The sequence below is a fragment of the Deminuibacter soli genome (assembly GCF_003412455.1).
Lineage (GTDB): Bacteria > Bacteroidota > Bacteroidia > Chitinophagales > Chitinophagaceae > Deminuibacter > Deminuibacter soli.
Window position 1 is genome coordinate 17,370 of record NZ_QTJU01000018.1, and the last position, 21,907, is coordinate 39,276.

The 21,907-nt window shown below is 48.3% G+C and carries 19 protein-coding genes and 1 riboswitch; of the genes, 9 read left to right on the forward strand and 10 right to left on the reverse strand.

Annotated elements, in window-relative coordinates:
- Nucleotides 1–283 precede the first annotated feature (283 nt).
- Nucleotides 284–1,627 (reverse strand): carbohydrate porin, encoded by a 1,344-nt coding sequence (locus tag DXN05_RS24095; protein WP_116849878.1) that lies wholly within the window; start codon nucleotides 1,625–1,627, stop codon nucleotides 284–286.
- Nucleotides 1,628–1,777: 150 nt separating this feature from the next.
- On the opposite strand from DXN05_RS24095, the gene DXN05_RS24100 reads away from it, so the two are divergent.
- The gene (locus DXN05_RS24100; protein WP_116849879.1) at nucleotides 1,778–2,275 is read left to right on the forward strand and encodes a DinB family protein; all 498 of its coding nucleotides are present in this window, start codon (nucleotides 1,778–1,780) and stop codon (nucleotides 2,273–2,275) included.
- Here DXN05_RS24100 and DXN05_RS24105 read toward each other — a convergent pair.
- The 4 genes from DXN05_RS24105 to DXN05_RS24120 form a co-directional block, all read right to left on the reverse strand.
- On the reverse strand, nucleotides 2,234–3,493 hold the full coding sequence (locus tag DXN05_RS24105) for an MFS transporter (protein WP_116849880.1): 1,260 nt from the start codon (nucleotides 3,491–3,493) through the stop codon (nucleotides 2,234–2,236). The two genes, DXN05_RS24100 and DXN05_RS24105, sit on opposite strands and share 42 nt — an antisense overlap.
- A 10-nt stretch (nucleotides 3,494–3,503) precedes the next feature.
- Nucleotides 3,504–3,941: a MarR family winged helix-turn-helix transcriptional regulator gene (locus DXN05_RS24110; RefSeq protein ID WP_116849881.1), complete on the reverse strand. Its 438-nt coding sequence runs from the start codon at nucleotides 3,939–3,941 to the stop codon at nucleotides 3,504–3,506.
- Nucleotides 3,942–4,221: 280 nt separating this feature from the next.
- Nucleotides 4,222–5,193 (reverse strand): GlxA family transcriptional regulator, encoded by a 972-nt coding sequence (locus tag DXN05_RS24115; RefSeq protein WP_116849882.1) that lies wholly within the window; start codon nucleotides 5,191–5,193, stop codon nucleotides 4,222–4,224.
- A gap of 146 nt (nucleotides 5,194–5,339) precedes the next feature.
- Entirely contained in the window at nucleotides 5,340–5,861 is a 522-nt protein-coding gene (locus DXN05_RS24120) for a 2'-5' RNA ligase family protein (RefSeq protein ID WP_116849883.1), read from the reverse strand.
- Between the two features lie 112 nt (nucleotides 5,862–5,973).
- Between DXN05_RS24120 and fabV the strand changes: the two genes are divergently transcribed.
- Nucleotides 5,974–7,167 (forward strand): enoyl-ACP reductase FabV, encoded by a 1,194-nt coding sequence (fabV, locus tag DXN05_RS24125; RefSeq protein ID WP_116849884.1) that lies wholly within the window; start codon nucleotides 5,974–5,976, stop codon nucleotides 7,165–7,167.
- A 203-nt stretch (nucleotides 7,168–7,370) separates the two neighbouring features.
- Here fabV and DXN05_RS24130 read toward each other — a convergent pair whose 3' ends face one another.
- The gene (locus tag DXN05_RS24130; protein WP_147314087.1) at nucleotides 7,371–9,848 is read right to left on the reverse strand and encodes a glycoside hydrolase family 95 protein; all 2,478 of its coding nucleotides are present in this window, start codon (nucleotides 9,846–9,848) and stop codon (nucleotides 7,371–7,373) included.
- A gap of 92 nt (nucleotides 9,849–9,940) precedes the next feature.
- The gene (locus DXN05_RS24135; protein WP_211330139.1) at nucleotides 9,941–10,834 is read right to left on the reverse strand and encodes a PfkB family carbohydrate kinase; all 894 of its coding nucleotides are present in this window, start codon (nucleotides 10,832–10,834) and stop codon (nucleotides 9,941–9,943) included.
- Between the two features lie 240 nt (nucleotides 10,835–11,074).
- Between DXN05_RS24135 and DXN05_RS24800 the strand changes: the two genes are divergently transcribed.
- From DXN05_RS24800 to DXN05_RS24145, 3 genes are all read left to right on the forward strand, one after another.
- Entirely contained in the window at nucleotides 11,075–11,248 is a 174-nt protein-coding gene (locus DXN05_RS24800) for a hypothetical protein (RefSeq protein ID WP_158559425.1), read from the forward strand.
- A 4-nt stretch (nucleotides 11,249–11,252) separates the two neighbouring features.
- Nucleotides 11,253–11,801, forward strand: a complete 549-nt coding sequence (locus DXN05_RS24140) for a hypothetical protein (protein ID WP_116849887.1) — start codon at nucleotides 11,253–11,255, stop codon at nucleotides 11,799–11,801.
- A gap of 205 nt (nucleotides 11,802–12,006) precedes the next feature.
- Nucleotides 12,007–12,693, forward strand: coding sequence for a DNA polymerase ligase N-terminal domain-containing protein (locus tag DXN05_RS24145; RefSeq protein WP_116849894.1), 687 nt, complete (start codon nucleotides 12,007–12,009; stop codon nucleotides 12,691–12,693).
- Nucleotides 12,694–12,736: 43 nt separating this feature from the next.
- Here DXN05_RS24145 and DXN05_RS24150 read toward each other — a convergent pair whose 3' ends face one another.
- Nucleotides 12,737–13,369, reverse strand: coding sequence for an alpha-ketoglutarate-dependent dioxygenase AlkB family protein (locus tag DXN05_RS24150; protein ID WP_116849895.1), 633 nt, complete (start codon nucleotides 13,367–13,369; stop codon nucleotides 12,737–12,739).
- Between the two features lie 259 nt (nucleotides 13,370–13,628).
- On the opposite strand from DXN05_RS24150, the gene DXN05_RS24805 reads away from it, so the two are divergent.
- Nucleotides 13,629–13,781, forward strand: coding sequence for a hypothetical protein (locus DXN05_RS24805; RefSeq protein ID WP_158559427.1), 153 nt, complete (start codon nucleotides 13,629–13,631; stop codon nucleotides 13,779–13,781).
- Nucleotides 13,782–14,194: 413 nt separating this feature from the next.
- Here the strand turns inward: DXN05_RS24805 and DXN05_RS24155 are convergent, their stop codons facing one another.
- On the reverse strand, nucleotides 14,195–15,973 hold the full coding sequence (locus DXN05_RS24155) for an alpha-L-rhamnosidase-related protein (RefSeq protein ID WP_116849888.1): 1,779 nt from the start codon (nucleotides 15,971–15,973) through the stop codon (nucleotides 14,195–14,197).
- A 63-nt stretch (nucleotides 15,974–16,036) separates the two neighbouring features.
- Nucleotides 16,037–18,046, reverse strand: coding sequence for a beta-L-arabinofuranosidase domain-containing protein (locus DXN05_RS24160; RefSeq protein WP_116849889.1), 2,010 nt, complete (start codon nucleotides 18,044–18,046; stop codon nucleotides 16,037–16,039).
- Between the two features lie 225 nt (nucleotides 18,047–18,271).
- Here DXN05_RS24160 and DXN05_RS24165 point away from each other — a divergent pair, with 225 nt between their 5' ends.
- The 3 genes from DXN05_RS24165 to DXN05_RS24175 all read left to right on the forward strand — a co-directional run bounded on the left by DXN05_RS24165 (nucleotide 18,272) and on the right by DXN05_RS24175 (nucleotide 21,710).
- The gene (locus tag DXN05_RS24165; protein WP_116849890.1) at nucleotides 18,272–18,769 is read left to right on the forward strand and encodes a hypothetical protein; all 498 of its coding nucleotides are present in this window, start codon (nucleotides 18,272–18,274) and stop codon (nucleotides 18,767–18,769) included.
- A gap of 168 nt (nucleotides 18,770–18,937) precedes the next feature.
- Nucleotides 18,938–19,125: riboswitch (cobalamin riboswitch) on the forward strand.
- Between the two features lie 555 nt (nucleotides 19,126–19,680).
- On the forward strand, nucleotides 19,681–21,048 hold the full coding sequence (locus DXN05_RS24170) for a hypothetical protein (RefSeq protein WP_147314089.1): 1,368 nt from the start codon (nucleotides 19,681–19,683) through the stop codon (nucleotides 21,046–21,048).
- Between the two features lie 29 nt (nucleotides 21,049–21,077).
- Nucleotides 21,078–21,710 carry a hypothetical protein gene (locus DXN05_RS24175; RefSeq protein ID WP_116849892.1) on the forward strand — a complete coding sequence of 211 codons (633 nt, stop codon included), beginning with the start codon at nucleotides 21,078–21,080 and terminating at the stop codon, nucleotides 21,708–21,710.
- Nucleotides 21,711–21,907: the final 197 nt, after the last annotated feature.

Below are 21,907 nucleotides of genomic sequence, written 5' to 3' on the forward strand. Positions count from 1 at the left end.
TTCATAAAGCAGTGGCAGCAATGCGTCAGTCATCAATCGGACGAAGCCGGTAAGTCCCATGACCGGCGTGAAGGCTGACAGTCAAATATAAGTGTTAAAGCTACACTTTAAAAATAAAATCTGCAGTAGCTGTTAGCTAATAGCGAATAGCAGATGCTTGAATGCGGCAATCCTGATGTCAAAAGTCCCGCCCGGCTAAGCCGGGCGGGACTTTTGTATTTTATTCACTATTGACTATTCATTATTCACCTCCGAAGGAATCCCTTGGACAGTGATCCCACCACTAAAATTCGATATGCCCCCTTATGGCGAATACATGCACAGGCCCGCGGTCTTTATTGTATGCCGGGTGACTTACAAACTGGTAGTCACCGGAGAAAATAACATGTTTAAAAAGCTGAGCGGCATAGTATACCTCAGCAATATTTTCGCTGCCGTAGTTCAGCTGTCCGTCGCCGATGATAAAGCCATGCAACCCGGACGCGAGAAAATCACGGTGGTCTTTTGAGATGCCATTTACTACAATGGCAGCACCGATATGATCATTGGGGCGTTTCCAGCCATTGCCATTGATGTGTATGCCACCGCTGATGCTGCGGTCTATTTCGGTGAACGCCCAGGTAGCTGTTTTACCATCATTCCAGCTGGCGCGGAAAAATACGCCTGTGTTATCACTGATATCCTGGTTGGCATTTACACCCCAGCCCCATTTACTGCCACCATAATGCTGCAAGTCGGCATCGCCGGTAAATACGGGTACATTGGTGCTGTCTCCCTGTTGTGTTTGTTTAATGGTAGCGCGGTAACCGGGAGCCTGCGTGGTATTAAAAAAGCCCAGCAAACGCACAGTACCTGCCCTTTTACCCAGGGTGTATGATTTCTCAAATTCGAGGGTTTCGCCATTGGCTTTAAAGATCTTGCCATCCAGCTCGGGGCCGTTCGCTTTTTTAGGCACCTGTACACCGCTTAAACGGATAGCCCAGCCTGGCTGTATGAGTTCAGCCACCAGTCCAACCGTATAACCACGGGTATTGGCGGGATAATCCCAGGCACCATTGCTCATCAGGCTCCAGTTTAAAAACTGCGTGCGCGGGTCATGACTAAAAGCATTGTCATCGTAAAAATCACTGATAGCGAATTTACCGGCACTAATGGTAATGCGCCTGTCGGGGATCATTGCCTGTACCTGGTTAATATCATCATTGGCTTGCACGTATGTAGCATTGGCCAGTGCGATATGCTGCTGCAGGTAGGCACGGGCTACATACAACGCAGGCGCAGGATTACCGATGCGGAATGTTTCTCCGTTAGGGAAACCGGCAATGCCTTTTGCACCACTCATGCCGCTGCCGCCGGCTATTTCAGGATTGAAATAAACAGCCGCATTCTTCCACAGGCGTTTGCCTGCAAATAAAGTAGTGGTTACACTGAGTAAGCCTTTTTCGGCCGAATCTACCAGGCTGTTGGGGCCGCTGTATTGGGCCTTGAAGGAAGGATGGCTTTGCGATACAGCAGTGAGCTGAAAATGCATCGTCCACCCATTTTTAATGGCCGTACTGTCAAGCTGTGCCTGCACACCTGTGCATGCGCTTATGCACAAGGCTGCTGCAATAACAATTTTTCTCATAATTCGATCTGTCTATTCAACAACAGGCATCTGTTTTTGGCCTGGTTTACCGGTGCATAATTACGATAAAAGCCTGAAACAGCTAAAACCGTTCCTAAAAGAAAATGGTATAAACGGCAGATGGCATTTCAACAAGTATAATTAATTTTAATGATGCAGCAGGAACAGCCTGATATTGTTGTAAACAAGCAATACGACCTGGTAACCCAGGCCCGCGGAATATTATTGCAATACTGTTGCAGCTTAAAGCCGGAACACCTGTTACAGCCTGTTGCGGTGTTTAACAATACCAGTATCCGCAACCTGCTGGTGCATGTGGCGAATGTGTACATTCATTGGGCGCAGTTGTTTGCCCTGCAGCAGTACGCTGCTTATTTTGAGGAAGAAAAGATACAGGACATGACGGCCGTAACAGCCATGTACAACCAGGTAAATGTGTTGATGGAACGGTTTGACCAGCATTTCCTGCACCGCTGGCACGATCCCTTTACGCATACATTGCAGGGAAGCGGCAAACAGGTAACCACTACCCCGCTCGCAGTGTTTATGCATGTTACCACGCATGAGTTTCACCACAAGGGGCAAATACTGATCATGAGCCGCCTATTAGGCTACACTCCCCCCGACACTGACATTATCCGCACTTAATGCCTGCTGTGCACGCAGCCTGCGCATGTACCAGGTAAACACACCTGCGCACACCAATCCAAGGCAACCTTCAATACTTACTGTTAACGGTGCACCCAGCCGGTGTGCAGCAAAACCGGTTATCAGGCTGCCAATGGGCAGCATGCCCTGGAAGGCCATTACATAATAGCTGATAATGCGGCCGCGCATATGGTTATCAACATGCGTTTGAATATAGGTATTGGTAGAAGAAATCTGCATCATCATACCCGCTCCTCCCAGCATTAAAAACAGCAATGCCAGCGGCAGTATATGTACCAGTGAAAACAGCAGTACACCCAAACCGAACAGCACACTCGCGGTTGACAGTATATTCAGCAGGCGTTTGCTTTGCTTTAAAGAAGCCATGTATATGGCACTGCACAATGCGCCGATACCGGTACTGCTGCCAAACCAGCTGAAGGTGGTTGCATTGCCCTTGTAAATATCCCGCGCAAATACGGGCATCAGCGTACTGAAGGAGGTAACAAAAATACTGGTGAACGCCATCATGATAATGGTAGCACGTATATCGCGGTGGGTTTGTAAATAACGGTAGCCCTGTTTAAAACCTTCCCAGATATTCTCATTGTTTTTGCGCGATGGCTGCAGCACCAGGCGCATCATGAGCAGGGAGATAATCACAGCTACAAAGGTCAGAAAATCAACCAGGAAACAAACGCCTTCGCCAAATGCATTGAGTATAATACCTGCCAGCGCCGGACCAAGTATGCGCGCGAGGTTTACCATGGTGGAGTTCAGTGCAATGGCATTGGGCAAATCGGCTTTGTCTTCAATAAATTCAATCATCAGCGATTGGCGCGAGGTGGTATCAAATGCATTGATGACACCCTGGGCTATGCTTAGCAATATAATGCCGGTGATGTTGTAGTAATGCATCAGCACCATCAGCGCCAGCAGACCCGATTGTATCATGGAAGCGATTTGCGAATACAACAGGATGCGGTAGCGGTTATGCCGGTCTGTCAGCGCGCCGGCATACGGGCTCAGCAGCAAAGAGGGAATTAAACCTGCAAAACTCACAATACCCAGCATCAGCGCCGAATGCGTAAGCCGGTACACAAGCCAGCTTACAGCCATGCGTTGCATCCAGGTGCCGATGAGTGAAATACTTTGACCTGTAAAATACAACCGGTAATTGCGGTAGCGTAACGAACGGAATACCTGTAATTTTTTCAAACAATATTATTTATAAATCGATGGCAGCAAGTCGCGTTAATATCGCGGCTGATTGTTTCAGCACTTTCTTTTCTTCTGCAGTTAAGGTTTTGGCCATCGCATTTGCCAGCCACTCATTGCGTTTGGTGCGGATGCTGTTTAACACTTCCAGACCTGTTTTGCTGAGTGATATGTATATTTTGCGTTTGTCTTCAGTACTCACTTCTTTGTGAATATATCCCAGGCTATGCAGGTTATTCAGCACCTGCGACATAGACTGGGCGGTAATACGCTCTATAGCCGCCAGTTCAGATGGCAGCATTTTTTCATGCTGGTCGAGCAATGCCAGTGTTGTTTGTTCGGTCATGGAAACCGGGAAATTCACTACCTGTTTCCTGAACTGTCTCAATATGCGTGATACAGCAATGCGGATCTCCGCAGCTATTGCAAGGTCTTGTTTATCGGACATAAAATAATAAGGCAAACTGATAAAGCTGCCTTACAAAGTTAAGGAAAAGCGGCGATTTTAAGGTTCAAGTGTTTCAATGTTTAAAAGTTCAGTCAGAGACACGGTTTTTCTCTCGCGGAAATCGCCGAATTACGCTGCATTATTAGCGGAGACCGGAGCGTATTTTGAAGGCTCGGTACTGAAATATTGTGTTGTTGATGCCGGCATTGTGTAAAGAAAAAGGAGCGCGATGCGCTCCTTTTTCTTTTATTCACTATTGACTATTCACTATTCACTGCTATCACGCTTCACGGCTGAACTTCCTGCGGTAGTCTTGCGGAGTTAGCCCGGTAAGGCGCTTGAACACATAGCGGAAGGTTTTTACATCGTTATAGCCCGTTTCGTACATCAGGGAACTGATGCTTTGCTCATTGCGTTCGAGGGCTTTTTTGGCGGCTTCTATTTTTACGCGCTGCAGGTATTCGAGCGGGGTATTCTGGGTGGCTTTCTTAAAGCGGCGGATAAAGTTGCGCTTGCTCATGTTTACTTTTTCGGCAACATCTTCTACCGTTATTTCTGCATGGTAACTTTGTTCTATATACGTCTGCGCCTTCAGTATTTCTTCGTCACTGTGGCAACGCTGCCCTTCAAAAATGGCAAAATGCGACTGGTTTACGCGGTCTATATCAAGCGAGAACATTTTACTTGCCCACACCCCCATTTCGCGGCCGCATACTTTTTCAATAATGTACAGCATAAGGTTAAGGGAAGAGAAAGCGCCACCGCTGGTATAAATGCCATCCTGGTCGGTGATAACACGGTGCGAGAAAAAGTTCACATCAGGGTAACGCTGCTGCAGGTCTTCAATATCGCGCCAGTGCGAGGTACAGGTTTTGCCGGTCAGCAACCCTGCCTGCGCCAGCATGTAACTGCCGCAGCACAAACTGGCCAGCTCAGCGCCCTGCTGGTACATATCGCGAATCCATTCCAGTGCAATATTGTGTTTTTTGAATACCAGGTCGGGATTGCCGTAAAAGGCAGGAATCACCACCAGGTCGGCATCGGCGGCATCATCCAGCGTTTTGTATTCGAGAAACTGGGTGGCTACATGCAGCAAATTGTTCTGCTGTTCTTCGCCTGCCAGGGTGATTTTAAAGGCCGGCGGTTTGCCGATGGATTGCAGGTACCGGTTGGTATGAATCAGCATGTCGAGCGCGCCCGCTACGGTTGACAAAACCACGTCTTCGTGAATCAGTAGGGCAATCTTTTTCATCTGGCAAGAATATTTCTATAAACTTAATCATAAAATGGCACAAAAGCACCCAAAAACTGCCCCTCCTGCCCCTGTTGTGGATGAACGGCAGGGATTAAATGTTATGGAGCTGCTGAAGAGGTTTAACGTTTAACTTTTGACGTTACTTAACCGGTAAACGGGTAGAAGTTCGATGGCCGCCAGGGGCCTTTGAGGTATTTCCAGGTGGCGATGCCGGTGGCCTGTATCATGAAAGGCTGAAAGGTTTCCTGCAGGGTTGTGTGCAGTTGCTGCGCCTTGAATGCAGTTACTTTATTCTGAATGGTGATATGCGGCCATATGCGCTGCCTGTCCTGCCTGACCAGCCAGGGCTCAAAAGCCTGCTGCAATTGTTGGTGTAGTGCCTGTGTTTCTGCAGAAACGAGTGCGTATGCCACACCCGTGCCCATATTGCTGACACCACTTACCTGTAACGCAATGGCGGTGCGCTGCGCTACCTGCTGTAGCACCTGCGGAATCAGCGGTTCATTGGAAGGCAGTTTGTGAAACAGCGTAATATGCGCATCGAGGTAATTGGCATGCGCGGGGAAATACCGGTTGCGCAGTTCATTGAAATAAAGCTGGTCAGCTGCCTGTAACTGCAGCGTAATAATCAGCGGCGGATAAAACATTGCCTTCCCGGTAGCCATGCGTCAAAGATACAGGGAACAGCACCGCACCTGCTGCGGAGATCTGTTTTTTGATAAAATGGCCAATTACCCTAATTTCACCCCCTATTTCTGAAATCAACGAATAGCAACTATGATTATTGAACCCAGGATCAGGGGATTTATCTGCCTCACGGCACACCCGAAAGGATGCGAGCAAAACGTCATCAACCAGATTAACTATACCAAATCAAAAGGCACCATCAACGGCGCTAAGAAAGTATTGGTGATCGGCGCATCTACCGGTTTTGGACTGGCTTCACGCATTACCAGTGCTTTTGGTTCAAATGCGGCCACCATAGGCGTATATTTCGAGAAACCCGCACAGCCCGGTAAAACAGCTTCTCCAGGCTGGTACAATACCGCTGCTTTTGAACAGCAGGCACAGGCTGCAGGTTTGTATGCCAAAAGCATCAATGGCGACGCCTTTTCCAACGAGATCAAAGAAAAAACCATCGACCTGATTAAAGCCGACCTCGGCCAGGTTGACCTGGTGATATACAGCATTGCCTCTCCCGTGCGTACCAACCCGGTTACAGGCATTACACACCGCTCGGTGCTGAAACCCATCGGTCAAACCTTTACGAATAAAACAGTCGATTTTCATACAGGCGTAGTCTCTACCATTTCCATTGAGCCCTGCACCGAAGAAGATATTGCCAACACCGTTGCCGTAATGGGTGGTGAAGACTGGGATATGTGGATGGAAGCACTGAACAAAGCAGGCGTACTGGCACCCGGTGCTACTACGGTTGCCTACTCTTACATTGGGCCCGATTTAACAGAGCCTGTGTACCGCAAAGGCACCATTGGCCGTGCAAAAGACCACCTGGAAGCAACTGCCAGCGTTATTACCGGCAAGCTCGGTAACATTGGCGGCAAAGCCTATGTATCGGTTAACAAAGCCCTGGTAACACAGGCCAGCTCTGCTATACCGGTTATTCCGCTGTACATTTCACTGCTGTACAAAGTAATGAAAGAGAAAGGCATTCACGAAGGCTGTATTGAACAGATGCAGCGCCTGTTTGCACAACGTTTGTACTTCAGCGGCGGCGTACCCACAGACGACAAGGGCAGAATACGCATCGACGACTGGGAAATGCGCACCGATGTGCAGGACCAGGTTGCCGCCCTGTGGAAAGAAGCTACTACCGAAACCCTCCCCGCCATCGGCGACCTGGAAGGCTATAAAACAGATTTCTATAACCTGTTCGGCTTTAAAGTGAATGGTGTAGATTATACTGCCGATACAGATGAGATGGTAGAAGTGCCGGGATTGGTTTCTTAACCGGAAGGAGCTAGCTAACCGCTATTAGCTGATAGCGGTTAGCGGTTAGATTGTTTGTGTAAATAGCATGTTTAAACACAATATTGTTGTCGCCGGTGAGGACACCGGCTTAGGCACTGGATAACAAAAAAGCCTCACGTTTAACCGTGAGGCTTTTTTGTATGCACCTTAATCCATTCACTATTCACTACTCACCGGCTTTGTCACTCACCAAATCTCACCAGGTACGCGCCGTTCTTTTTTGTTTCAAAACGTACAATCTTATCTCCTGCTGTTTGCACTGTTACAGTCTTGCCTGCAGCATCAACAATGCTTGCTTTGGCGGGCACCAGCAGGTAACAGGGATTACCACTGCCGGATACAATTTTTGCCTGCTGCGGTTTGCCATACTTCCAGCTGAAGCTTACTTCAAAATCGTTACGGGCGCGTAGACCTTTTACTTCGCCAGACTGCAGGGATGGTTGTGAAGGCAGGGCGGGCAGCAGGCGTATTACATTGTGCGCACCATGACTTTGCAGCAGCATCTCTGCAATGGCGGCTGCACCGCCGAAATTGCCGTCAATCTGGAAAGGTGGGTGTGCGCAGAAAAGGTTGGCATAGGTGCCTGCGCCTTCGTTGTAATGCGTTTCAAACGAGGTGGCAGGGTTCAGCAACGTATGAAACAGGTTCCACGCAGCATCCCCATCCTGCATACGCGCCCACAGGGCCATGCGCAACACGCGCGACCAGCCGCTGCCGCCTACATTGCGGCGCTGCAGGGTTACCCGCATGGCATTGGACAGCGCAGGTGTGCTCCAGGGCGTTATTTCATCAAAAGGATACAGGGCAATGGAATGCGATATGTGGCGGTGCGTTGGCTCCGGCTCTTTGTAATCTTCCAGCCACTCCTGCAAAGCGCCTGTAGACGGACTTACCTGGTTGGGTGCCAGTTGCGGCAGTATGCGGGCGAGCGAATCGCGCCAGGCTGCATCTGTGTGCAATACTGTAGCTGCAGCAATGGCTTCGCGCAGTATTTCACGGCCCAGCTGCATATCTACCGTTGGCCCCATGCACGTGGCTGCTTCCTTGCCATCGGCCATCATAAAACTGTTCTCCGGCGAGTTAGACGGTGCTGTAACCAGCCAGTGATGTTTGGGTTCTTCTATCAGTATATCGGTAAAGAACTGTGCAGCACCTTTTATAATGGGATATACTTTTTGCAGAAACGCCGTATCTGGTTTAAACTCGTAGTGCTGCCACAAATCCGTAGCAGCCCATATACCACCGGTAACAGTTGAACCCCAGGTAGCACCTTCACCGGGCGACGTATATCCCCACGGGTTGGTGATGGGATGTGTTACCCAGCCACGTGCATGGTAATAGGTTTGCGCCGTGCGTGCACCATTATCTGCCATCTGCTGCAACAGCGTAAACATGGGCTGGTGGCAATCTGCCAAACCTGTTACTTCCGCAGGCCAGTAATTCATCTGGATATTGATATCGGTATGGTAATCGCCATTCCAGGGTGTCTGGTATTCCTGTGCCCATACACCCTGCAGGTTCGGTGGCATACCGCCCGGGCGTGAGGAAGCAATAAGCAGGTACCGGCCGAAATTGTAATACAGGCTTACCAGGTCTGCATCATCACCCCCGTTTTTAAAACGCAGCAAACGCTCAGGCATGCTGAGGTTATTTACCGCTGCCGCGGTATTGTTGAATTGCAACCTGCTGCGGTTGAAATAGCCGGTAAAATCTTTTACGTGTGCAGCCAGCAGCTTATTCCATGAAACAGGTTGCGCCTGTGTTATTGCCTGCGCAGCCACCGGCAATGGTGCCGGGCCACGTTGCTGCACCTGCGGCCAGTTTAAATCAGTAGCAGCGCTTACCAGCAGCACGCATTCGCTGGCATTCTTTACTGTGAGGGTACTATCGGTTAATGTTACCGAACCGCCAACAGGCAAGGCTTTCAGCAGGGAGGCGTAGCGCACACCTTCTGCGCCTGCATTGTTAAGGCTGCCCTGCATACACAACATACCGTTAGTGGTATGGTATGCTGCGCGTTCTTTCCTGCTGAGTTTTGCCGTGAAAGAAAGCATGCCTGGTTTGGATGCTTTAAAACGGATAGCGATTACCTGCTGCGGTGCAGATACCAGCAATTCTTCGGAGAATACAACGCCGCCACGCTGCCAGCTGGCACGGGCTACAGCGCTGTCTAAACGCAGTACACGGCGGTATTGCTGTACCGGTGCGGCGATGGTATCCCATTGAATGAAAAGATCGCCAAGGGTTTGGTAACAACCGAAATGCACGTTGGCGCCATTGCCGCTTCCTGATCCTGGTCCTTTGCAGATAAAGTGCGCCTGCAACAATTCCTGTGCTTCCAGGTTTTTGCCCTGCAGCAACAGTTGCTGTATCTGCGGCAGGTATGCGCCTGCAGTAGCATCGTCAGCATCCTGCACACCACCGCTCCACATGGATATTTCGTTGAGCACAATACGTTCTGTGCCTGTACCACCGAAGAGCATAGCGCCCAAACGCCCATTGCCCAGCGGGCATGATTCATGAAAGTCTTTGGCAGGTGCGGTAAACAACATGCGCACATCGGCCTGTGCAGGTGCGGCGGAGTAAGAGGCGGCAAGTGATACCGTTAGGGCAGCAACAAGCTGCCATTGTTTCCAGGCAGTGGCCTTGGGTTTTCTCATATCGTAAGCAAAGTTTGAGGGCAATAATAAAACAAAAGGGCCGGCCGGCCCTTTTGTTTTATTAAGTTCTATTATCCAATGGTTGAATTGTTTTAGCTGTTTACATACATTTTGCGTTCGCTGGTTTCGCGAAAGGCCAGTACATCTTCTGCAGTGCCGGTGAACGGACCGGATGACTGTATTTTCAAGCTGGCCATTGCAGCTGCGAACTCGCCCGCTTCCTGGTAACCGGCGCCTTTGCTGCGCTGGTACAGGTAACCGGCCATATAGGTATCGCCGCAACCCGTAGCATCTGCCACTACAGAAGGTGTATAGGCAGGAATATCATAAAACACACCGTCAGCATAAATCACAGAACCCATGCTGCCCAGTGTAATCACCACTTCTTTCACGCCCCATTCATTTAAAATAGCAGCGCCTTTGCGCACGCCTGTCTGGCCGGTGAGCACTTCCATTTCATCTTCATTGGCCTTCAATATATCGATGTACTGTAAGGCTTCTTTCTTTTCATCCCAGTCAATCGGGCATACATCCTGGCCGCATACTTCGCGCAAAAAGCCTTGAACATCCAGCGATACCCTGGCCCGTGCAGAAAGGTTTTTGATAAACTCCACCGTCATGTCATCAGCCAGTAAGGGGCCCAGGTGGAACACATTGGCTTCCACACCGGTTAATTGTTCCGGCGTAAAGGGATCGGCTTTCTGCAACACGCGTTGTGTGCGGTGATCCTGGTTTTCGGGATAAATGTTTTCGAAATAAACCGTGTGAGCGCTGGGCAGGGCATTTACTTCAATGCCTTTGGCGCGCAGCGCGGTTACGGAAGCGAATTGCTCTTCTGCCAGTGCGGTCACCAGCAGGTAACGCACATCCATCTGGCGGATGGCGTTGGAGAAATAAAACGAGGTGCCGCCTGCCATATGCACTTCTGCCTTAGGCGTTACAATTTTATCGTGGGTAATATGTCCTACGCAACAAATATCGTACATGTCCATTTTTTAAAAAGCTGAGCCACAACGGCATTAAACTGCAAATGTAGCCAATCTGGGGCAAAGGGTGTCATCCCATCGGTAGATATCGATGTTTTAGAGGGCGGGCAAAGCAGTAGCAAAATCTAACCCTATTCATATAAAATAAGATTCAAGCAACTAATAATCAACACAATAGTCAAATTCCGTTCATTTATATCAGTTCGCTAATTAAATGGAACTTTACAGTAAATTTGCTACATGCATACAAAAGATGTTACCATCAAAACAACCAACAGGCAAACCTCTGTTTCCCGTGCCCGGGTAAGAGCCGCTGTTGCTTCGGTTTATGCAGATAAACCTGCAGTAAAAACCAGACAAACTATACCTGCAGCCGTAATAGTTGCCAAAAAAGCAACAAAAAAAGCATCGTAGTTCAATGGGATTAAAGCAGGCGGGCTACAATGACTACGTATTTATCAACTGTCCGTTCGATGATGACTACATGCCCATTTTACATGCTATTGCTTATACCATTTACAGATGTGGGTTTGTACCACAGTGTGCACTGAATGAAGATGATGCCACAGACTACAGGTTAGATAAGATTATCCGATGCATTCAGCGCTGCCGTTACGGCATCCACGACATTTCAAGGACAGAAACCAATACAAACGGGCTACCAAGGTTCAATATGCCTTATGAACTCGGTTTATTCTGGGGAGCAAAACGGTTTGGAACCGGTATACAGAAAAAGAAAAATGCGCTGATTCTTGAAAGAACAAAATACCTCTACCAGCAATATCTATCAGATCTCAATGGAGTAGACGTAAAAGAGCACAACAACCATCCCGATATAGTAATCAGAAAAGTAAGAGACTGGCTGGCAGTAGCTTCAAATCGCAGAAACGTGCCAGGCAACGCCGTTATCCAACGCGAATATCAGGAGTTTCGCCAAAAACTTCCCGCTATTGTAGATACACTTTAACTAGATTAGCATAGCCTCACCTTCAATGAATATTGTGTTATCATCGAGGAAATAGCACTACAAAAAGTGCGGCGGTAACCCGCTTCCTTTCCAGCCTGGTTAGCAATTGTTATAACAGCATATATCCTGTCATTCAAAGCGTGCAGGGACTGCTATTCCTTCATTTTTGGCACAATTTCTTATACACTTTCACAAAACCAACGCCATGAAACTTGCCGAATACAAAAAGAAAAGAAGCTTCAAAAATACACCGGAACCACAGGGCGGTGCACCCGGGGCCGACCTGCGCTTTGTGATCCAGAAACACGATGCCAGCCGCCTGCATTACGATTTCAGGCTGGAAATGGACGGGGTGCTGAAAAGCTGGGCCATTCCCAAAGGCCCCTCTTTAAACCCGGCAGACAAACGCCTGGCTATGATGGTGGAAGATCACCCCTACGATTACCGCCAGTTTGAAGGCATTATACCCGAAGGCAATTATGGCGCTGGTACCGTGATTGTGTGGGACGAAGGCAATTATGCCCCGCTTGAACCCGCAGAAGGGAAAAAAGCACAGGAAAAACTGCTGCTGCAGGAATTGAAAGCAGGCTCTTTGAAAGTAGTGCTCAACGGAAAGAAACTTAAAGGTGAATTTGCCCTGGTGCGCACCAAAGGCTGGGGCGATAATGCCTGGCTGCTGATTAAACACCGCGACCAGTATGCCAGCGAAACAGATATTACGCTGAAAGATAAATCGGTGCGCTCCCGCAAAACCATCGAGCAAATGGAACGTCGACCAGTAGCAACGTATGGAGTAAAAGAAAAAGCCCCTGCCAAAACGGCTAAGCCGGTAAAGAAGAAGGCTGCTGCAAAAACCAGCAAAAAGGTGGCGAAAAAGCGGTTACCTAAATAGCTGCAGACTTGCCGGGTAAATGGTATTCGTAAATTCTGTGCCATTAATACTTCACCAGGCGGAAAGTGAGATTGATGCGCGGACCATGCGGCTTGGCCGACTTGGGTACCTGGTGCTCCCACTGGTGCTGCGTAGCGCCTGCCATCAGCAAAAAAGAGCCATGGTGCAATGGAATATTCACCTTAGGCAGCTCTTTCCTGAATTTGTGCCGCAGCTGGAACATACGGCTGTCGCCGAAGCTTACGGAGGCAATCACGGGGTTCTCCCCAAATTCCTTTTCATTATCCCGGTGCCAGCCCACGCCGTCGCGGCCATCCCGGTACAGGTTTACCAGCACGCTGTTAAAAGCCTGACCTGCTTCTGCCTCTACCTTTTCTTTCACGTGCAGCAAACCGGGCGTCCAGTGGTACGGCCGGTGCCTGATGCCGGAAAACACATATTCCGTACCTGCATCGCCAAACCAGGCGGTAAGTCTTGGCGTAAGATAGGTTTTATTGTATACGCTTATTTCCTCCTGCTTCCAGGGCGTATCTGCCAGTAAAGCTTCAAACAGCCGGTCGGCTGCCGGTTTATCGAATAATTGTTCGCGCAGGCGAACTACCGCATCAGGCAAATCGAATACGGTGGTTTTGTCCTGGCCGGTATTAAACAGGTGGTGCTGATCGAATAATTGCATGGATACAAAAATACCGTGAGAAAAAATAACCGGTAAAAGCAATTTTTTTTCTATCATTTCTGCGCGTTCATCAGCATGCATTTCAATTAAAAATATGCTTTGTGCCAACAAATCCAGTCGACCGCAAATACACGGCAGCACTGGCTTTGAGAATAGTTGCATAAGCAACAGATTTATTCGACGTATTAAAGTTCAACCACCGTTAATTTAATTGTGCAATTGTTATTTTAACAGTATTTTGGTACTATAATCAGCGCCTATGCAACTAATTTACCCGGTTATCACCATCATACTGTTGATTAGCATCTGTTTCAACCTGGCCTATATACTGAAGCAGTACAAATGTTTAAAGAAGACGATGAAAGACCAGCATGATTTGCTAAACAGCATCATCGACAAATCGAACCGTTAGTATTACCCCCTCCTTTTTGCAAAGCCTGTACAGTTAATGCTACCATCAAACTTTGCAAAACTCCCCCAACAATTACTTAATTACAGCTATCTATAACAATGCAACCCATTGCATAAATGATTATTTAATGGATTGAAAACAGCTGCAAGCTGCTAGCTACGAGCTGCAAGCTTGTTTAGTTTAAATCGCCTTTGGCGATAAGCAACCAGTTATGAATACTCGCTTAGATAGTCTCGACGTGTCGATTCAAAACAGCTGCAACTGCTAGCTACGAGCTGCAAGCTTGTTTAGTTTAATCGCCTTTGGCGATAAGCAAACCAGTTATTAATACTCGCTTAGATAGTCTCGACGTGTCGATTCTCGATTCTCGAAAATTGGTACCCGCTTGGATCACTCACGGCTGACGCTTCACGCTACTGCCTGATCACCGTTACCTCTTCCGGGGCCTGGATAGATGAGGACACTGATCCGTCGGCCTGTTTGATGTGTTTTACTTTGATAATGCCGTAAGGCGTGGGAAAGCTGCCTTCTGCGAATTGCAGATCGCCAAGATGAGGTACGATGCGCACTTTGCGGCAACCCGGCTCCAGCACTTCTATGCCGAGTATGTGCTGCGTTAACCAGGGTGTGGGACCTGATGCCCAACCGTGGCAGAGGCTATGCCTGAAACCGATATAACAGTAAGCCCCGTTATCACCATGAATGTCTTTTTTGCCGGGCACGGGCAGCTCGTCAATGCGACTGGCATCGCGCATCCAGCTGATGTCAAAATCTTCCCAGAAAGTAGTGGCACCCATTTGCAGCATGCCGCCCCAGTATGAGCGGATATTGTTGAGTGCGCCGGTATAATCACCTGCCATGGCCTGCGCCTGCAGCATGTAATAACCATAAAAGGTAGAGAAGCGCTGCGCGCCATCTTTCGAGAGTATGGCATTGGCCTTTTCTGCAGGCCATAGTCCTGACAAAGCCAGCAGTGCAGCAGCCTGTTTGGAGCCATTGGCATCGGGTATATGCTTCTTTAAACGGGTAATGGTTGCATCACAATGCGCAGCGGTGGAAGCATCGCCCAGCTGGCGGCTTAAATCGGCCCCTGCCTGTAACGACAATACCATCATTGCCTGCAGACCTGCATGAATGGCCAGTGAATCCTGGCTCGATGGCCAGTCGAGAAACCGCATCCCATCCAGGTGTTCGCTGTTTTGATGGTCAGTCTTGCTGCAGAGCAACCGCAGCAACTGCCGCAGGTAAGGCGCCTGTTTGCGCAGGTAAACGGTGTCGCCGTTGTGGTAATACCAGTCGCGCTGAATCAGTATCCACCACATGGAATACGTGCTGATGCCATTCATCCATTGCGGCAGGGGTGTATCATCGCGGGAGCGGTCAAGGCTTTTGGTAACAGCCGGGTTATCACCAAACACGGCATTGATGGTGGCTACTTCGGGATGCATGTCACCTACCCAAACCAGCCGGTCGCGTTTAATACCATCCCACAGGTAATCCTGCATGTTGAGGTGAACGGTATACGCACCGGTACGCCATATTTTGTTCAGCAGTGAATCGCTGCAGGAAAAAGAGCCGATGTAAGGAATATCCTGGAAAGCAAACATGGCCGACACTTCTTTCAGCTTCAGTTCTGCAAATGTGTCGACCAGCGTAATATTCACAAAACGGAAACCGGTATTGCCTGTTTCAAATTTACCCAGCCAGGGCAGCTGTACTATTTCATCGCGTATAGCATGATCGTTGGTGGCGTTTGGGATGCCGCCTGTATCAGACAATGCTTCTGTAACCGATTCGCCAAAGCGCAGGCGCACCCTTACCGGCTTGCCGCTGGTGTGCATGCCGGTGATCAGTTGCAAACCTCCCTGCAGCTCTTTGCCAAAATCGAGCAGCAGGGAAGCTTTAACAGGGCCTATGTTGCGCAGCACGCAAATATTCCTGCCGGTTAAATCGGCCTGGCCGGTACCGGGTTGCAATACCTGCGCCGCATTAACGATATTGCCTGTTGTTTTTATAATTCGGGCAGGTGTAATATAGCGGGTTACCGTAAGCGGCTTCCTTGCGTCGGCAGACTGCAGATTGTTCCATACAGCGGGCAGCTGTGCATGGACATAGCCATGCAGCAATAAAATGCAACCGATAACCGCAGAGAGCGCAACGATTTTACGCGGAGTACACAAAGAAAAGGACATACAAACAAGTTTGATCACCCGGTAAATTTAACCACCTGCGTGTACACAACAAGCATAAAACAGCTACTTTACCACAACAGGGAACTGTGCTATACGCAGGCGCGTGCAGCCATAGGGCACCAGCAGAATGTCTTCCGCATCGCCTTTCTCCAATCCCTCGATGATGCTGTAAGGCACAGGGCCGGTCATATCATTGTACAAACCCCATGATGGTATGCGCCTTGCCTTTGTCTTCAGCTGCACGGGTGCATTTTCCAGGTTCCAGGGATAGTTGCCGGGTGCAGTTATTTTATCGATAACATAAGTTGTGTTAAGCAGGCTGTCGGGCGTACGCAGTAAGGCATAGTTCCAGGGCGTGGTAGGATATACCTCGGTGAATGAGTTGCCAAACGCCACTGCTTCGCTCCGGCTGTCAACTGTTTTTTCCTGCTCGCCTATTTTGAGTGCATAGGTAATGGGGCCGCGTTCAACAGACATGCTGTTTTCGTACCAGCTGTTTTTAAATACATGCATGGGCAGTACCAGTTCCAGCACATCGCCGTTTTTCCATGCGCGGTTAATAGTCACTACCTGGTTTCCGTTGTATTCTTTCAGCAGGCTGCCGTTTAGCTTAACAGAAGCCCTGGTGCACCAGGCCGGTACACGCAGCTCAAACGGGAAATTAACGCTGCCGGTATTGTTCCTGGCCTTATAGGTAAAGCGGATGGTTTCATCAAACGGGTAACCGGTTTCTTCGGTAAAATGTACAGGCACATTACCTGCCACCACTGCGTCTACCTCGCTGGGAGCATATACCAGTGCAGCCAGTCCCTTGCCTGCAGTGGCATACCACAGGTTCTGCGTGAATTTGGGCCATCCCTGGTGCATGTTAGAGGTGCAGCAGGGGTAACCGGTTAAAATGCCGTAACAGATATCGGTGCCTTTGTGGTTCTGATCGAAGTTGCGGGTATGGCGCGTCATCATTACCTGGTTGGCCTGCTGAAAATACTGGCGTTCTGTAAAATCATCGTTCACGTGTGTGGGCAATGCATTAAAGGCAATTTTTTCAAGATGATCGGCATAACTGGTTTTGCCTGTAATGGTGAGCAGGCTTTCCAGGCTGTACATCATTTCTACAATGGAACACAGTTCTGCACCCTGTGTGGGGCTGTTGCCATGCAGTGCTTCATCACCGCCGTACATGCCATTAGCAGTTTCGTCGAACGTACGCAGGTCGGCAAAGCCTTTATCCAGTGCATCCAGGTATTGCTTTTCAGGATGCTGCTGGTAATAGATACCCGGTTCTTTGATACCCTGTGCCAGGTTTACACCGTGAATGCTGCCGAAGGTAGACAACAGTGGCGTGTGCAGAAACGCACCGGTATAATCGAAGGTTTGCTTGTGCAGCAGGTCGCCCAGCTGCAGCAGGAATTGATCGCCGGTAATATTGTACAGCCAGTATACCATCATCAGGTTATCGCCGCCGCGGTAGCGCGCCCAGAAGCTCCAGTTATCGAGCGGTGTTACGGGCAGCTGTTTCAGCTGGTACCTGAAATAGTTGGTCATCAGGTTGGTAACCCTTTTATCCCCAGTTGCATTATAATATTGCTGCAGCACTTTCAGCATCACCATTTTGGGCCACCAGTCGCGGCTGTTGTCGCGCTGCAGCCCGGGTTCATATGCATAATCTTTTGAAGGACCGAAATACCCGTCTGGCTGCTGGCTGTTGATGGCCCATTCAATCCAGGGTTTTGCTTTGGCAATAAGTGCCGTATCGTGCAGTATATAAGCCAGCGGCACCAGACCATCAAGCCAGTAAGGCCCGCGCTCCCACTGATCGCCGTCTCCTCCCAGCCAGCCATTGCGTGAGCCCATTAACGAGTATACTTCATCGAGATGCCCGGTAGCGCCGTTCTTTTGCCGTACCAGCATTTCACGAAGCCATCCCTGCGGGGTAATGGCGCCGAGCGGCAATTCAATGTAGGGGTTGGTTTTAAGCGGAGCCCTGTTGTTTAAATAAACCGGTGCAGGTTTTACCTGCGCACCGGCACGGGCAACAAATAGCAGGGCAAGCAGCGGGAGAACATACTTCATATCGGCATTACTGTTTATATCACGCAGCAGCGTGTGCAGAAAATAAATGAGGCATAAATATAAAGCATGCAGAGTATTAAAAATGCTGCTACAAAAAATAAGTGTATGGTTGACAGGGATCAGAAGATGGAGGGTTAGATGGTGGGATGGCTTTATGGTTGTTGAACTTATAAACAATAGTTATATCTTCCTTTTATACAAGTGGCGAAACTGTAAATTTGCACTATGACTACAGCCAGCATTACCCAGCACACACTTTCTGCCGATTTGCAGCAGCTTTTCAACGGCCAGATAGCGGCAGGTAAGGAAAGTATGGCCATCCAGGTGACGGCCATTGCTGAAAACGGCTGGCCGCATACTACATTGCTTAGCCTGGGTGAAATATTGGCCCCTGCCGGTGATACCCTCATGTTTTGTGTATGGCTGCAGTCATCCCTGGTCAGCAGTATCTGGTGTATCAGCAACATAAGCCTGTCGTTTGTATGGCATGGCTGTTACACCGAGATACAAGCCAATGCGCGCCTCGTTAAACAATTACATCACCTGCCTGTGCCGCTTGCCATATTCAAAGCGCAGGTACAGCGCATCCGCTCCGTAAGCGCCGGTTACGCCACCCTCACCCATGGCATCAGCTTTCACCTGCAGCAACCCGAACAAGACCTCCCCCGCTGGCAATCGCAACTGCACCTGTTGCAGGAATACGCCGGCGCAGCTGCACAGTAAACGTTCCAAACAGCCGTTTAAAAGTTTCAAAGTTCAAATGTTCAATTTATCTCAACAGAGCTTTTGAACCCTTGTCCAAAGAACTCCTTCGGAGAACTATTGAACAACGGAACCATTGAACAATGGAACCATCAAGCCATTATTTTCAAAATTGCCTCCGGCATTCCCTATATTTGCACCGCTTTGGGTTTTCCTGTACACAAACAGGGAATTAAAAGGGAATCCGGTGTAAGTCCGGAGCTGTCCCGCAGCTGTAAGTTCTGTAACCGATGCCACTACAATGTCACTGTCTGCAAGGACGGGAAGACGGGCAAAGGGGAACGAGCCAGAAGACCTGCCTTTGGCATTATACATTCATAGCTTTCGGGAGAAAAGCAATGAGTAAATCAGCTACACCAGCTTATTCATTTATTTCTGTCCAACAGTTATGCGTGGTAAACAACCGCAACGTGGTGTATTACCTGCATGCTGAAACTTTAGCCGCTATGGTTAGGGTTTGCCGCATGCCTGTAGGCAGTATTCGATTTCCAATCTCTTTAGCGCCGGGAATTTTTCTATAGCCTGAAAGTCTTTGATATTTGAACTGACTAGTTCGAGATACAAAGATTATCTGATGCGGGTAACGCATCAAAGTATTCAGCGTGGTATACCTTTTTGTCAGCCATGAGCGATTGTGTTTAGCATTTCGATCCACAAAATGGGGAAAAGGTGATGTGTTAGTTACTTTACTGGTTAGAATCGTGAATAAACAGACGGTGAAAAAAAACGTAAAAGAATCCGTCAAAACACCTATTGGAGCGTTTGTGTGTTACAAATTAATTTTAATGCGTTAATACGCATCGACAAAGGAAAACCTCTATGTCAACGTCAACTTCTTTCACTGAAAAGTTACGCACAATCCCTTTGCACTTATGAGAATTCAACACAAATCCCACATGATTCGACGAGTATTGATTGTAACAACGCTGCTTATTGCCGTTGTCTTTTTTCAATGTCGCAGACCACCTGAAATTAGTGTCAATCCAGAAGCGGGCTTAAGTTCGGAATGGACGAGGGAGAATCTTGAAGCTGAGCTTTCGAAGGCACCAGGCAATTACAAAGGAGGAACGGTTGCTTTTGCAGACAAATCTGGCAGAGCTGCAAGTACAGCAAGTTTAGACTGGCACAATGCGCTTTTCTATGAAGCTGACACTGCTACTTTCTTCGAAGTCCCCTTTCGTTTTAAAAATTCGGATGATACCACTACGCGGTATCTTATCAATAAGGACAACCGAGAAACCCCCTCCCGGTTTGAGCTCGTTTTTGTAAAAAACCGAGCTACAGCTAAATTACAAATCAAAGTTGTTGAAACGATATTGATTAGAGAACGTCAGTTCAAAGATCGTCTTCCTGGATTGCATTATCTGATTAAAAACCGGGACGCAAAAGGTTATGAATTGGTGTTCGATTTGGATGGAAATAAATTGGAAGAGTATAGTTTTTCGAAGAATCAAAAAATTCCAAAGTTCGTAGCTGGAAAAGGCATGCTTCCACCGGTAACATGTGATTATTATCCCACTGTCACCTATGATATTATCTGCACTGGTGGCACAGAAAACGGAACGACTTGCACATATGTACCCAATACAACTTACGTGTATGTCTGTACTTCCACCGGTGGCAGCCCAGGTGGTGGAGGCGGCGATGGTGTTACACCTTCCCCGTTAGACCCCGACTTACCTCATCCTTTACCTGGTGGCGGTAGCGTGCCGTCCGATGAGCCTTTGACTATTGCTGGTCCGCATATATGCAAATCTGCCATTGTATTAGCTTCCACCGGTGCCGGTGCCAATACGAACACCTGCATCGTAAACAATATTCCTGCTGTATACTTTGCCTCGGAAGGAACGTTTTCAGCAACTTTCTCTATTCAGGTATGGGCTCCAAATGATGTTAGCACCTGGGGAGTAGGCGCCCTCGCCGCCTCGCATATCCAATATGCAGAATTATGGGATGACTATTACATATACACCCATATGGAAAGCGGTGGCGTTCACTACACTTTTTCGGTACAAGCACAGCAGGCCATCATCGCCCAGGCCATTGACTATGCTTCACTTAAGGCGGAGGAAGCACTGCTTCAGGCGACCAACGGAAAGACGCAGTATATGCAGGACTTTAAAAGTTACTTTCTGACTTGGGTACGACAATATATGCCTGGAACATCCATTACCGTAACCGGAGGGACGCTTCCCGGAGGAATCCCATTTGCTTCTGGCCCATCCGATAACAATTGCTAAAAAATGATAACTTTAATAAAATTTCAAATATGGAGGAAAAGCAGGTATTTGAACTAGTGACTCGGATTTATGGGCCGCTACCATCGAGCCTGGAACCTATACGAACTGCGTTCGGAGATGGACACGAAAAATGGCAGGAGCTTGTCGTTTCATTAAAAGATGCTGGGCTGCGTGTATTGGATGACGACTATTTAGATCCGATGCGCAGTGGTGCTAGAACGCTTGCAATTGCACTCTATGATGATCCTTATAATCAATCCAGGCTAGTATTTCATTTATCAAGCCTTGCACCATTATATATCTATTATTTCAACGAATCACCACATATTACCAGAGAAGATGAGAAGTCCTTTTTGGAGAGACATCGGGAAGCGTTGAAAAAGATTGATCCGATAGAGCGACCAAAAGCAATTAAAGAACTCTTATCGGTGGAGTATAATGTAGCGTTTAAGGAAAGTCTGTTTGAAGCTTACAATGAACTATCACAAGCAATATTAGCAAAGCTCCTAAAGGCTGTAGCTCAAATATACCCAAACTATATACTTTTCAATAAAGCTCTTTTATTCAAGCCAGTGCCAGAATTGAAAAATGATCCATTGCCGGCTCCTACCTATTTTGACCTCTTATTTGATGAAACGCGACGTTATCTTATGCAAAGATAGAAATATGAAGAGGCTGCCTCAAAAGATGAAGTGTCTCCTTAAAGTTAGACGCTTTTAAGGAGCACTTCAAAGGTTATGGTAGTGAACAGAATTATCAATGGCTGGAAGACAAACGAATCACTGCGTATGTAAAATATAATCACTTTGACCGCGAACAGCGTAAAAACCTGCAAAAGGAAAAGCCTTATAGTGTAGAC

Bases quoted from the DNA above. Each gene is read 5' to 3' on its own strand.
- fabV (WP_116849884.1), top strand. From the start codon at position 5,974: ATGATTATTGAACCCAGGATCAGGGGATTTATCTGCCTCACGGCACAC.
- DXN05_RS24150 (WP_116849895.1), bottom strand. From the start codon at position 13,369: ATGCAATTATTCGATCAGCACCACCTGTTTAATACCGGCCAGGACAAA.
- DXN05_RS24110 (WP_116849881.1), bottom strand. From the start codon at position 3,941: ATGTCCGATAAACAAGACCTTGCAATAGCTGCGGAGATCCGCATTGCT.
- DXN05_RS24115 (WP_116849882.1), bottom strand. From the start codon at position 5,193: ATGAAAAAGATTGCCCTACTGATTCACGAAGACGTGGTTTTGTCAACC.
- DXN05_RS24165 (WP_116849890.1), top strand. From the start codon at position 18,272: ATGACTACAGCCAGCATTACCCAGCACACACTTTCTGCCGATTTGCAG.
- DXN05_RS24160 (WP_116849889.1), bottom strand. From the start codon at position 18,046: ATGAAGTATGTTCTCCCGCTGCTTGCCCTGCTATTTGTTGCCCGTGCC.
- DXN05_RS24135 (WP_211330139.1), bottom strand. From the start codon at position 10,834: ATGTACGATATTTGTTGCGTAGGACATATTACCCACGATAAAATTGTA.
- DXN05_RS24170 (WP_147314089.1), top strand. From the start codon at position 19,681: ATGAGAATTCAACACAAATCCCACATGATTCGACGAGTATTGATTGTA.
- DXN05_RS24800 (WP_158559425.1), top strand. From the start codon at position 11,075: ATGCATACAAAAGATGTTACCATCAAAACAACCAACAGGCAAACCTCT.
- DXN05_RS24175 (WP_116849892.1), top strand. From the start codon at position 21,078: ATGGAGGAAAAGCAGGTATTTGAACTAGTGACTCGGATTTATGGGCCG.
- DXN05_RS24095 (WP_116849878.1), bottom strand. From the start codon at position 1,627: ATGAGAAAAATTGTTATTGCAGCAGCCTTGTGCATAAGCGCATGCACA.
- DXN05_RS24100 (WP_116849879.1), top strand. From the start codon at position 1,778: ATGATGCAGCAGGAACAGCCTGATATTGTTGTAAACAAGCAATACGAC.
- DXN05_RS24120 (WP_116849883.1), bottom strand. From the start codon at position 5,861: ATGGCTACCGGGAAGGCAATGTTTTATCCGCCGCTGATTATTACGCTG.
- DXN05_RS24140 (WP_116849887.1), top strand. From the start codon at position 11,253: ATGGGATTAAAGCAGGCGGGCTACAATGACTACGTATTTATCAACTGT.
- DXN05_RS24155 (WP_116849888.1), bottom strand. From the start codon at position 15,973: ATGTCCTTTTCTTTGTGTACTCCGCGTAAAATCGTTGCGCTCTCTGCG.
- DXN05_RS24805 (WP_158559427.1), top strand. From the start codon at position 13,629: ATGCAACTAATTTACCCGGTTATCACCATCATACTGTTGATTAGCATC.
- DXN05_RS24130 (WP_147314087.1), bottom strand. From the start codon at position 9,848: ATGAGAAAACCCAAGGCCACTGCCTGGAAACAATGGCAGCTTGTTGCT.
- DXN05_RS24145 (WP_116849894.1), top strand. From the start codon at position 12,007: ATGAAACTTGCCGAATACAAAAAGAAAAGAAGCTTCAAAAATACACCG.